General features: G+C 42.7%; 13 protein-coding genes. 7 read left to right on the top strand and 6 right to left on the bottom strand.

Annotated features, from left to right (window positions below):
• Nucleotides 1–95 precede the first annotated feature (95 nt).
• On the top strand, nucleotides 96–968 hold the full coding sequence (locus ACDJ58_RS17015) for a YitT family protein (protein ID WP_024634073.1): 873 nt from the start codon (nucleotides 96–98) through the stop codon (nucleotides 966–968).
• Between the two features lie 143 nt (nucleotides 969–1,111).
• Here the strand turns inward: ACDJ58_RS17015 and ACDJ58_RS17010 are convergent, their stop codons facing one another.
• Both ACDJ58_RS17010 and ACDJ58_RS17005 read right to left on the bottom strand, forming a co-directional pair.
• Nucleotides 1,112–1,930 carry a MerR family transcriptional regulator gene (locus tag ACDJ58_RS17010; RefSeq protein WP_413372068.1) on the bottom strand — a complete coding sequence of 273 codons (819 nt, stop codon included), beginning with the start codon at nucleotides 1,928–1,930 and terminating at the stop codon, nucleotides 1,112–1,114.
• A gap of 22 nt (nucleotides 1,931–1,952) precedes the next feature.
• Nucleotides 1,953–2,492, bottom strand: coding sequence for a GNAT family N-acetyltransferase (locus ACDJ58_RS17005; RefSeq protein WP_413372067.1), 540 nt, complete (start codon nucleotides 2,490–2,492; stop codon nucleotides 1,953–1,955).
• 314 nt (nucleotides 2,493–2,806) lie between these two features.
• Here ACDJ58_RS17005 and ACDJ58_RS17000 point away from each other — a divergent pair, with 314 nt between their 5' ends.
• Nucleotides 2,807–3,709, top strand: a complete 903-nt coding sequence (locus tag ACDJ58_RS17000) for a cation diffusion facilitator family transporter (protein ID WP_413372066.1) — start codon at nucleotides 2,807–2,809, stop codon at nucleotides 3,707–3,709.
• Nucleotides 3,710–3,808: 99 nt separating this feature from the next.
• Here the strand turns inward: ACDJ58_RS17000 and ACDJ58_RS16995 are convergent, their stop codons facing one another.
• On the bottom strand, nucleotides 3,809–4,672 hold the full coding sequence (locus ACDJ58_RS16995; RefSeq protein WP_413372064.1) for an AraC family transcriptional regulator: 864 nt from the start codon (nucleotides 4,670–4,672) through the stop codon (nucleotides 3,809–3,811).
• A gap of 233 nt (nucleotides 4,673–4,905) precedes the next feature.
• On the opposite strand from ACDJ58_RS16995, the gene ACDJ58_RS16990 reads away from it, so the two are divergent.
• From ACDJ58_RS16990 to ACDJ58_RS16975, 4 genes are all read left to right on the top strand, one after another.
• A complete protein-coding gene (locus ACDJ58_RS16990; protein ID WP_413372063.1) occupies nucleotides 4,906–6,126 on the top strand; it encodes an MFS transporter in 1,221 nt (406 codons plus the stop codon).
• Nucleotides 6,127–6,550: 424 nt separating this feature from the next.
• Complete coding sequence (locus ACDJ58_RS16985; protein ID WP_413372062.1) at nucleotides 6,551–7,780, top strand: MFS transporter; 1,230 nt, start codon at nucleotides 6,551–6,553, stop codon at nucleotides 7,778–7,780.
• Nucleotides 7,767–8,126: a GIY-YIG nuclease family protein gene (locus tag ACDJ58_RS16980; RefSeq protein ID WP_413372061.1), complete on the top strand. Its 360-nt coding sequence runs from the start codon at nucleotides 7,767–7,769 to the stop codon at nucleotides 8,124–8,126. The genes ACDJ58_RS16985 and ACDJ58_RS16980 overlap by 14 nt, the downstream gene beginning before the upstream one ends.
• A 102-nt stretch (nucleotides 8,127–8,228) precedes the next feature.
• Nucleotides 8,229–8,708 carry a DUF6530 family protein gene (locus ACDJ58_RS16975; RefSeq protein ID WP_076289188.1) on the top strand — a complete coding sequence of 160 codons (480 nt, stop codon included), beginning with the start codon at nucleotides 8,229–8,231 and terminating at the stop codon, nucleotides 8,706–8,708.
• Between the two features lie 92 nt (nucleotides 8,709–8,800).
• On the opposite strand, the gene ACDJ58_RS16970 is transcribed toward ACDJ58_RS16975, so the two are convergent.
• A complete protein-coding gene (locus ACDJ58_RS16970; protein WP_413372060.1) occupies nucleotides 8,801–9,214 on the bottom strand; it encodes a MerR family transcriptional regulator in 414 nt (137 codons plus the stop codon).
• 179 nt (nucleotides 9,215–9,393) lie between these two features.
• Here ACDJ58_RS16970 and ACDJ58_RS16965 point away from each other — a divergent pair, with 179 nt between their 5' ends.
• Entirely contained in the window at nucleotides 9,394–10,434 is a 1,041-nt protein-coding gene (locus ACDJ58_RS16965) for an NAD(P)-dependent alcohol dehydrogenase (RefSeq protein ID WP_413372059.1), read from the top strand.
• Between the two features lie 145 nt (nucleotides 10,435–10,579).
• Here the strand turns inward: ACDJ58_RS16965 and ACDJ58_RS16960 are convergent, their stop codons facing one another.
• Together ACDJ58_RS16960 and ACDJ58_RS16955 are read right to left on the bottom strand one after the other, a co-directional pair.
• Nucleotides 10,580–11,002 (bottom strand): hypothetical protein, encoded by a 423-nt coding sequence (locus ACDJ58_RS16960; protein WP_413372058.1) that lies wholly within the window; start codon nucleotides 11,000–11,002, stop codon nucleotides 10,580–10,582.
• Nucleotides 11,003–11,378: 376 nt separating this feature from the next.
• Nucleotides 11,379–12,125 carry an SDR family oxidoreductase gene (locus tag ACDJ58_RS16955; protein WP_413372056.1) on the bottom strand — a complete coding sequence of 249 codons (747 nt, stop codon included), beginning with the start codon at nucleotides 12,123–12,125 and terminating at the stop codon, nucleotides 11,379–11,381.
• Nucleotide 12,126: the final 1 nt, after the last annotated feature.

Below are 12,126 nucleotides of genomic sequence, written 5' to 3'. Positions count from 1 at the left end.
AAGCAGTCTTGCTAATAAAGATTATTAATTTGCCAAAATAGTGATATTTATTATAGACTATTTTTTATCGGTTAATTGTCCAAGGGGGAAAAGGAATGAATCAAAGGAACGTGCAAAAATCTAACAAACTGAAAATCATCTCCAAAGTATTATTGATTATGATCGGGGCTTTTATCACCTCATATGGTCTGGAAGCCATATTAATTCCAAACAATGTCTCAGACGGTGGTGTGACAGGTCTTAGTATCGTTGGCTCACAACTGTTTGGTTTACCGTTAGGGATGCTGATTGGTATCATCAACATTCCATTTGTATGGTTAGGCTACAAACAAATAGGTAAAAGCTTTGCTATTTACTCCATTATCGGTATTGCCTCGCTAGCTGTCGGTACAAGCCTTATGCACCATGTGCCAACAATTATTCAAGGGGATACATTGTTAATTACCGTTGTGGGCGGGATTATCATCGGTTTTGGTATGGGTTTGGCGCTGCGTAATGGTGGGGCATTGGATGGAATTGATATGTTGGCTGTCCTGCTTTCACGAAAATTACCTTTTGGAACCAGTGATCTAATCTTATTCTTGAACATGTTTGTCTTTATTGTCGTATCCACTGTATTTGGTCTTCAAGGGGCGATCCTATCTGCACTTGCTTATTACATCGCTTCCAAAGTGATACATATCGTTGAAGAAGGTTTGAGCGGCTCCAAAACCTTTAAAATTATCACCAATCAACCTGAGATCATGGTCGAAACCATTCGTGACCGGTTAGGTCGTGGAGCAACCTATACCGATGCTTACGGTGGTTATTCCAATGAACAATTCAAAGAGATTACCTGCGTAATCAACCGTATGGAAGAAAGCAAAATCAAGGATATCATTCACGAAATTGATCCCAATGCTTTTATTGTAGTTTACGATGTAGCCGAAGTTAAGGGCGGCAATTTCAAAAAGAAAGATATTCACTAATTACTACAGTGAGCAGGAGTTTTACTGTCGGGGAGAAAAGGATTTAACATACAAAAAGTCGCTAATATAGCGGCTTTTTGTATGTTAAGGGTAGAAGTTATGGTATCAAGTCGTATCCAATAACTTCTACCTTTAGGAGTTTATCATTCTTTGCAAATCCGCAACTGTATTTCGGTCAGAAATTGCTCGGTAATGATTGTATCACGATTATCAATTTCATAAATTTCAAAAGGATCACCCATTACACGGACCCCTTTTTCACTCGCATAAGCAACGACCTCAAGCATTTTTTCATGACTTTGACGGTAGTTACCCCGATAAAAGAGCGACAGATAATCACCAGCTGGCAGGCTGTAATCATAATCGATCCTCTCGGCATCGCCAGGATTAAAGATAAAGAAGACAGAGTTAAAAACATCTCTCACGCCATGTTTTAATTCCTCTAGCGACACAGATGCACCATACAATTGGTTACCGAAGTCCGGAATGTGACTTTTATGCTTTTGATGCAGCTTCTTAATGGCATAATCCATCTCCTCATCCCTAGTTATGCGTGTATTGAGCTGCAGACACAGCCGGTCAGGATATGTTTTGATGGAGAAAACCCCAGTCTGAATTTTGCTTGCATCAGTCAATACCTTGATTCTGCCCTGAATAATACGCTGCGTAGTTTCGAGCTTTGCAATTTGTTCCTTAATTAGTTCCTGTTCAGTGAATAACAATTCAAGCGTATTTTCGACACTTTGCTGATCCAAATAAGCTTTGATCTGTTGCATGGTAAAATCCAACTGGCGCAGGTCCCGGATGATATTCAGCTTATACATATCCTGGAGGCTATACAGACGATACCCGTTTCCGTCTCGCCGGGGCTCCAGCAGCCCTAATTTTTCGTAATAACGCAGTGCATCAACACCTATTCCGTAAAGCTTCGAGATTTCATTGATTTTATAATCATTTTTCATTGGTTTTCTTCCTCATTTGCACTTAGCTATTATATGCGTGCGCGTATGCTGAAGTCGCGCCATACACTTCCTTATACAGCAATTTTCTCACCATTTCAAATTGTGTCGGGGTCAACTTTTCCGGATAACTCATGATCTGTAAAGATAAGGTTTGCTGCCTTACAGCACGAAGGGGCGGCTGAACATAAGAATGGTCCCCCAGGCAGAATCCCAGGCGCTCATAAAATCCGATCCTTCTCCGCTTCAGCTCATCTTCTGGTAATTCAACTTCCAATATAACCGCCTTGGTGGACTGCTTCATGAAACGCTCCATTAACCGCTTGCCTATGCCGCCTCCACGAATGTTCGGGGAAACAGCCAAATGCTCAACATATCTGAACGACTCGAACTCCCATCCTGTGAGAAAGCCAATCACTTCATTTTGCTCATTTTCCTCTGTAAGAAGGCGATAGCATGAATGGGACAGCAGCTTCTTCTGTTCTGAATATTCCCGATATTCGGCTTCGGGAAACGATTGCTTCATAATTTCAAACACTTGGTCAAACTGTTTTTGCAACATCATCTTCATCCACTCCTGATTCGTAAAGCCATATTTGTTATACATCACGATAAACCCTGGTACGATACCAGAGTCAAGCAATATGGCGGAAAAGGTGGGGCAGACCGAAGTGGAGAGGAGCATTGTGAGTGGATAAAGGGGGCAATTCACAATATCTAAAAGTTTACTTATCGCAACTTTTTTTGGCCGAGGTCAAACTCTTTCGTTGTGCAGACATTGTTTTACTTGGTTCAAAACGTTTCTCTAGACCCACACAACATCGTGATGATACTATCGTACAAGTCTAGAAAACAGGTGGAATCAGGGGGATTACGTTAGTGGAGCAAATAAAGTACGACAACTTAAAATTGGGTGAAAAGGGAGCAATCATCAGTATTATTGCTTATATTTGTTTGACTGCAATCAAAATGATTATCGGTTATATGTCTAACTCCGAAGCTTTGAAAGCCGACGGGTTAAACAATGCTACCGATATTATAGCTTCGATCACGGTTCTTATCGGTCTGAGACTTGCTCAACGACCTGCTGATAAAGATCATACATACGGACATTGGAAAGCAGAGACCGTTGCCTCACTGGTTGCGTCTTTCATAATGATGGTAGTTGGGCTACAAGTGCTTTACGGAGCGATTACATCCGTATTCCAGGGGAAAAGCGAATCTCCGGACATCATCGCAGCATGGACAGGCATTTTCTGTGCCGCTGTGATGTATCTGGTTTACCGATATAACAAAAGACTTGCTTTGAAGATCAAGAGCCAGGCAGTTATGGCAGCTGCAAAAGACAATATCTCTGATGCTTGGGTTAGTATAGGGACAGTTATAGGGATTATTGGTTCCCAATTCGGCCTACCATGGCTCGACCCATTAACAGCTGTAGCGGTGGGCTTTCTAATATGTAAAACCGCTTGGGACATTTTTCGTGAAGCAACACACCATCTTACAGATGGATTTGACGAAGAGCTAATCAAGGAATACAGGAGTACAATTGCCAACGTAGATGGCGTAGAGGCGGTTAAAGATTTAAGAGCCCGGAATTACGGTAATAATGCCGTTGTCGATGTGGTAATTCTTGTACGATCGGATTTGGATCTTCAGAAAGCTCATGATATTTCAACAAATGTAGAAGACGAATTGTTAAAGGAACATGAGGTATACACTGTTCATGTTCATGTTGAACCAGACTCGGATGAAGCCCCTAATGAAGCACTTCAATTATAAAACATGAGTGGCAAATATAAGGACTTGCCAGTAAAAAAGGACATACTCTTATTGACGTATGACAAAACAGGAACAGGTAGCCGGAGGGCTACCTGTTTTTTAGTTGGAAGGGTCACCGAACATGTCCTTCTGATTTCTTTTGCGGAAACTTCTCGGAGATTCACCGACCGTTTTGGTAAATAGAATCGTAAAGTAGTTCGGATTCTCGTACCCGACCAACTTGGAGATTTCCCATACTTTTTTCTTGGTCGAAACCAACAATCGGGTCGCTTCTCCCATTCTTCGCTGAATGAGGTAATGATAGGGGGAGGTACCGTAGCAATTTTTATACATATGGATCAAGTAGTAGAAGTCGATATGGAATTGGTCCGCCAAGTCCTTCAGCTTAATATTTTGACGATAGTTCGTATCCAAATAGTCTTTGATGCTTTCAGCGAGGGTATTGCTCCGAACGATCTCATTTGCTGTGCGCTGATGGTGAGACATGCGATCGATAATCAGCAGAACGGCATTCAGTAGATGATGGGAAATAGAGTTGTATCCTTCTTCCCGGATTGAAAATTCATTGAACATGGTCTGCATTAACGAACGGATCTCTTCCGAATAACGATTGGCACGAACGACTGGCTCGCTACCGGGAGGAACAACCCAATCATTGTTGGCACGGGTACCCTCTTTGAAACGAAAGCCGCAATAAAAGGTGGATAAAGGGAACTCGGGGTCCGATTTTTCCTCGTGAAGTGTTCCTTTGTTATAAATAAGAAGATCTCCCGTTTGAGCTGAGTGCTTTGTCCCATCAATCGTGAACGAACCCTGACCCTCATTAACGTAAATAATCTCATGCAAATCGTCATGCTTGTGGGTCGGAAAACTCCAATGTGGATTGTCTGCCAACTTCCCTACATAAATAATAATGCAATCTTGATCTTCATGCAGTCGGTCGGGCTCATGGCGTGTATTCATTAATGTCTTCCCTTCAAGATTCTGTGGTGAAATGACAATATACATAATGTTTTGGATGAAGATCACAACAACCTTGATTGTCGCCTAGCATGTCAGACAGTACAATTTCACTATTCAATAATATGTACTATATATCGAATTGAAGGGATGTGAAAGCAAAATTTGTTAAGAATAGGATCCATTTGAGAAAATGAAACGCTTGCAACATTAGAGAGAATTGTGAGGGCTTATTTGTGACTAGAAAAAGAGAAAATTTACTTATTTTAACACTTACATTAGTTAGCTTTGTATTGGGAACAACCGAATACGTGATTGTGGGCGTATTGAAGGAAATCGAAACCTATATGAAAGTATCGCTGGCTGCCGCAGGCGCGCTCGTATCCGGCTTCGCCATTGCCTATGCGATCGGAACACCGTTTGCCGTTGCTTTCTTGGCCAAAATTCCCCGAAGAAACTCCATTTTAATCGGGTTTGCAGTCGTGCTTGCCTTGAACGTACTTACCATTTTCTCAACAACGTTCTATTCCTTGATGGTTATTCGGATCGTTTCAGCCGTAGCATGCGGACTTACGATATCGCTTTCGATCTCGATTGCAAGCGACGCAGTTAACCGGGAACGAAGAGGGGAAGCGATTGCCTGGATACTGGGTGGCTTTTCCATCGCCAATGTGCTTGGTGTACCGCTCGGCACCTTCATCGGACAGCATCTGAACTGGTCCATGACGTTTGTTGTTACAGCATGCATCGGGGTGGTGCCATTCATATTCATGTTCCGGATTCTTCCGCGACAAACGATGACCATTGCCGGTTCATTCAGTGATCAGATGGCGCTATTTATGAAGCCGCGCATATTGCTGGCCTGTTTGATTCCGGTTCTTGGAAACAGTTGTATTTTTGTAATCTTTACGTATATTACCCCGTTGCTCGGGCAGTCCATGGATGTACCTGCACGTTGGATTAGTGCTGTACTCCTCATCTACGGTGCCTGCAGCATACTGAGCAACTGGATCGGTGCCAAAATAGCCAAAGGAGATTTCTTGCCCAAGCTTAAATGGCTTTTCGTCATTCAAGCTGCTATCTTTCTGGGACTCAGCTTCACCGTGTCTCACCTGTGGCTGGGCTTGGCGTTCCTGTTCCTGATCGGTTGCCTGTCATCATCCATGAGCGCAGCGTCCCAGCTCTATCTGTTCGACGTCTCCGGAGCGATCGCGCCGAATTCCAGAACGTTTGCGTCCACATTGCTACCCGTGGCAGCAAACGTGGGGATAGCACTCGGCTCCGGAATTGGCGGGCTTGCTGTCAATTTAGGTGGGGTGAAGTGGGTGCCACCAGTAGCTGTGATACTAGCTCTGATGGCTTTTGTGATCACAGCGATCTGCCAGCGGTCCATTCAATTGAAGCCGGAGGGAGCCACCGCTCCTAAAGTAGACTATTCGATTCCAAGTCCCAATTAGTTGCCCTGAAGTCTGCTCTCTGGTCCACAAGTGTGACTATTTATTGAGTAAGCAAAATTGAACCGACATAATCATACATGTTCGAGCACGGAAAGCCGCTATTTTAGCGGCTTTTTTTGTTTTTTTGGATACATTTCTACCACAAAAAATATTGTGAAAATAAGCTAACAGCACCTGTTTCCCATGGATCACTTTTTTGTTCAAAAACAGAAGTAAAAAGGAAGCATTCAAAAAAACGGTTGACGAAGGAAGATATCCTGTATAAAATAAAGCCGTGATTTAGTAAATTAGTAAATTAGTAATTTACTAAATAAAAAAGTGGAGAATAGGAGGGGGGAATGAAAGAAGCCGTTGCTTTAAGATGAAATGAATAGTGAACGGGTGCGCACGTTAGCAAAAAACTTAAAGGATATGGGGTATTAACATGTTTGCCAATCCATATGTTCGAACAATTATCCTCTCCCGGGTGCTCTTGCAACTCGGAATTTGGATCCGGAATTATGCCGTTCTTCTTTATGTTTCCGAATTGACGCATAATAATCCGGTTGATATATCACTGATTTCGGTAGCGGAATTTTCACCGATCTTTATATTTGGCCTGATTGGCGGTACCTTTGCCGATCGATGGCGGCCGAAAAAAACAATGGTATGGAGCGATTTGTTATCAGGTTTGTCCGTGGGCGTTGTGTTGCTTGCGGTCATGAATGGTGGATGGATTGCACTTCTGATTGGATCTTTCGTTTCTGCCAGCTTGTCACAGTTTTCTCAACCTTCCGCGATGAAACTGTACAAACGTCATGTACCAGCCGAACAATTGCAGGGCGTTATGGCAATGTCCCAAACGCTTGTTGCTGTCTTTATGGTTTTGGGGCCGGTCATCGGCACGTTTATTTTCATTAAGTTTGGCATTAGCGTATCGCTCATCCTGACAGCTGTTATGTTTCTGGGCTCTTCGCTCGTATTATCATGGCTTCCCCGGGATGTAGATGAAGCAAGATCAGGGAATACCGGTGGCTTCGTCAAAGAACTGACGGATGGCCTGCGTTATATCAGGGCGAATAAATCCTTGAGAACACTTGGATTAACCTTCTCGGCAGTTGGTTTGGCATCAGGACTGACTCAGCCGCTTCAGCTCTTTCTTGTCATTGAAAATTTAGGTCAGGATAAAGAATTCTTACAATGGCTCGTAATGGCAAATGGGGCGGCCATGTTGGTCGGAGGTGCTGTAATTATGACGATCGCTAAAAAAGTAAAGCCACAGTTATTGCTTTTAGTCGGCTTACTTGTTAGTGCCAACTGTACGGTTGGAATGGGCGCATCAACACAAATTTGGTTAACCATTATTTTCCTCGTAATCAGCGGTTTGTTCTTCCCTTGTATCCAAGGTGGAATTCAGACGCTTCTTGTGCGGAATACGGAAGGGGCATTTATTGGCCGGGTATCCGGAACGATCATGCCGATTTTTATGGGAATGATGGTGATTGGCATGCTTACCTCCGGATATCTCAAGGATACATTTTCCCTGCTTAGTGTATTTATAGCGAGTGGTGTTTTTGTGATGATCGGTGCGCTACTATTGCTCCCTATTGTCATTGAAAGAAGAAATAAGTTCATTAGCAACAATAAGGAGAGAGAGAGACATGGATATGAATAAGCGCAGGGAGCTGCTGGAGGAATACAAGCAGATCAAGACGTATATGGGCGTAGCCCAAATTAAAAACAAAGTAAACGGAAAAATCTATATCGACAGCTATCCCAACTTGAAAAACAAATGGTTTACTCTGCAGATGCAACTGGATCAAGGAAGATTTGCGAATGCCCAGTTGCAAAAAGAATGGAGAGAATTCGGAGAAGATACATTCACTTATGAGGTTCTGGAGCAGAAGGAAATCGATAAGGTGACGGATATTCGTTGGGAACAAAAACAAATCCTGAAGCCGTGGCTTCAGAAGTTACAGCCCTACGGAGACAAAGGCTATAATAGACCTCCAAAGAATTAAATAATGTCACAGGAAACGGATTTGACTAACAGTGAAAATCAAGATAAGATGAAACCGTCGTTTAGTAAATTAGTAAAAAGGTAAACGGAATGAGGGAATAAATTGAAAATACCTACAACGTTAAAACATAAACCTGTTGTCGTATCGGATAATTATGAAAAGGTTGACGGCCGAATGGCCGGAAACACGGACGCAAAAGGTCTTTCCCTGGGATTGGCCCAGTGGAACGATAGAGGAAAAGTTGATATTTCAGCGAAAGTATGGAGATACACTGGAGAAAAGTGGTCCAGACAATCTGAGGAACTGCCTCTCCATCGCGTGCTGGATTTGTCCATTCTGATCTGTCGGTCTTTGGAACATTTTCGCGAGGCCTATAGATATGAGAATTTATATGACCCAGAGCAGCCTGTCATCGATCGTGTTGGCCTACAAGGGGATGCAATGTCCGTGGAGATCTGTACGGATAATGAGAGAATTAATGAAGATATTAAACTTTTCAGCCAAGCTCTGAGTGATGACGATGAAATGATTGGTGAGCGTTTGCGTACATTATCCAAAATATTAAAGGATATGGGTTATTAACAATATAACGTCACGCAAAAGTGGATTGAGCAAAAAGAGCCTAAACGTCTATAGACGTTTAGGCTCTTTGTTGTGAGTTAAATATAACGCTTTTAGTTAGCAATGAAGTTCCCCATTCGATTGCTTTTATGAATCTCTTCCGTTCCAGCATCGAGAGCAGTCCTGTAATATGCACGTTTATGTTCAATAACTTCCATGGTCTTTCTAAGTTCTTCCATTTGCGCTTCTACACTCGCCTTGCGTTCCGTGAACATGTCATATCGCTCCTGCAAGGTGGAGTCACCCTCGGAACACCATGCAATAAAATCTTTGATATCCTTGATCGGCATCCCGGTAGATTTCAGACATTGAATGATCTTCAAAAAATCGATGTCTGATTCTTTGAAGTTTCGAGCTCCGCCAGGGGTACGTTCTACAAAAGGCATGAGTCCTTCCTTGTCGTAGTAACGCAATGTATATACGGTTAGTTTCAATTCTTTAGCAACTTCGCTAATTGAATATGTCATTTATTTTCCCCTTTTCGTACTAATATAGACTTCGAGCTAACTCTAGTTTATTTTGGGATTCTACCACGCATATTGTAGGATGTCAAAATTTCAAAAGACATTTGACCTAGAGTTAACTAGAGGGATTAAGATAATTTTGCAAGGGAAAAGGAAGAATGACAATCTTAGGAGGTTTTATTATGATAACTGCTAAAGCACGAGCTGTTGACGGTCCGGACCAATCGTTCCGGGCGGCTGAGATTAAACGACGCGATCTTGATTTGCACGATGTCCTGATCGAGATTAAATATGCTGGCATATGCCACTCTGATATCCATACTGCTCACGGCGAATGGGGCCCCGTAAACTATCCGCTCGTACCTGGACATGAGATCGCAGGAATTGTCACCGATGTAGGATCCGAAGTTTCAAAGTACAAAGTTGGTGACCGAGTAGGGGTCGGATGCATGGTTGACTCCTGTGGCGAATGTGAAAACTGCCGCCAAGGAGAAGAGCAGTACTGTCTCAAAGGAAATGTTCCTACCTACGCGGGTGTTGATAAGTACGGCGAACCTACACAAGGCGGGTACTCCACCCACATCGTCGTAACCGAGGAGTTCATCGTTCGTATTCCGGATAACATCGAGCTGGATGTCGCTGCACCTCTACTATGTGCAGGTATTACAACATACTCGCCGCTAAATCATTGGGGAGCGGGACCAGGTAAAAAAGTAGCGGTTGTAGGTCTGGGTGGACTGGGTCATATGGCTGTCAAAATTGCACATGCCATGGGCGCAGAAGTAACTGTTCTATCACAATCATTGAAGAAAAAAGAGGATGGTTTGCAATTCGGGGCAGATCATTACTATGCCACAAGTGAACCTGATACGTTCGCAAAACTCGCCGGGTCTTTTGATCTGATTATTAACACGGTAAGTGCAAATATCGACATCAATGCTTACTTCTCACTGCTCACTCTGGATGGCACGCTGGTTAATGTGGGTGCTCCTGGGGAGCCTTTGGCAGTAAACGTGATGTCCCTTATCGGTCACCGTCGTTCATTTGCAGGTTCAATGATCGGTGGCATCCGTGAGACTCAGGAAATGCTTGATTTCTGTGCAGAACATAGTATCGTCCCTATGATCGAAGTCATTTCAGCTGACCAAATTGACGAAGCATACAAACGCGTATTAGCTTCAGATGTGAAGTACAGATTCGTAATTGACACTAGCACAATTTAAGTCACAAAGTAGTAGGTAAAGATTTTCACCATTTGATCTATAAATAGAAATTAGAAAATCCAATCGCTCATAACATTGCGATTGGATTTTCTTCTTTTATGATGAAGGAGACTGAAAGAAAGAACTAGAAAGACGAGCTGTTGTATTAATCTGAAACGATGAATCCATCAAAGTTCTCAGGACCTACACGGATTGTACCCAGCAAGTTGGAGCTTACGAATGCAGTGTATGTCAATTGAGGGGTAATTGGCGGATTGAAATCATCCGCAGAGAACGTAATAATTTGAGGCGCCAAAACACTCAAATTAAAAGTGGAAGTTGCTGAGTATATTACAGGGTCAGTGGACAGTGTTCCTCTTACAATGGTAATCGTTATTCCAGCAAGAGCTAACGGTACTTGAACAGAAATCGTTCCTTTAAATTGAACTCTGGGGTTAGTACCTGCACCTACTGTCTGAAGACCAAGTTGTCCAAACAATTGCGGTGTGTTGATTACCAAGATCGGAATAGCAATCGAGTTAGCCAAACTTGCGTTTTGCGATGTTCTCGCATCAATAAACGTTGTCATTGAATCTACCTCCTAATCAGTGGAATAGAATAGTATATTCAAAGGTTACTAGTATGCTTGGACTTCTTGATATAATTTTTAAAAAGGCATCTTACTTGAACTAACGGGCAGAATCGTTTTAAGTATCATAAAACATGACCAATTGAGGGGGATTGGAAATGAAAGATTCCGTTCTAGAGCATTGTTGCGAGAAGATATTAACAACGTATTAAGTTCGACTGGTTTCACAGATTTGGAGTGGCATTTCCCTGCGGATACAAGCTATTACAGCCTTAAGGTGACAGCTCGAAAATTTTAAGCTTATCTATGTAAAAAGGAACGAAGCAGCCTAAAAAATAAGCTTGCATTCGTTCCTTTTTTTCGTAAATCAATACTATTATCCCACTTGAACCGTTGGACGAATGATCATTTCGTTAATCGCTACATCTGATGGTTGCTCAATTGCAAATGCGATTGCACGTGCGATGTTATCGGCATCGATAGCCGTTTTGTAGAACTCATCTAAACCTGCTTTGGACTCAGGATCACTTGTCGTTTCCAGTAACTCGCTGCTGACAGCGCCTGGAGAAATATTGGTGACTCTGATATTTGTGCCGCTCATGGCTTCTTCCTGGCGCAAGCCTTCGGAGATTGCTGTAACGGCATGCTTCGTTCCACAGTATACAGTTCCACCCGGATAAATGTTATGTCCTGCAACGGAGGAAAGGTTCAAAATATGACCCGATTTCTGTTCTCTCATGGTCGGAAGAACTGCTGCAATAGCATAGAGGACACCTTTAATGTTTACATCGATCATGTTGTCCCATTCATCAATTTTTTTCTTGAAGAGAAAGGCTTGAGGCATGATTCCTGCATTGTTGATTAGAACATCGATTTTACCAAATTCGCTTAGTGCATATTCAGCCAAATCTTCCATTTGAGTTTGCGAAGTCACATCTGTTGGTTTGACAATAGCGTGACCGCCATTATTCTGAATTTCTTTTTGCAATTGTACTAAACGCTCTTCCCGACGAGCTGCCAATACCAGTTTGGCCCCTTTTGAAGCAAGAACTTTCGCGGTAGCTTCTCCAATTCCACTGGATGCTCCCGTAAGAATTACAACTTTACCCTCAATATTAGACATA

It is taken from the genome of Paenibacillus taichungensis, from assembly GCF_047302525.1.
GTDB lineage: Bacteria > Bacillota > Bacilli > Paenibacillales > Paenibacillaceae > Paenibacillus > Paenibacillus taichungensis_B.
Note: the sequence above shows the minus strand (reverse complement) of the source record. Positions and strands in the feature narration are given on the sequence as shown.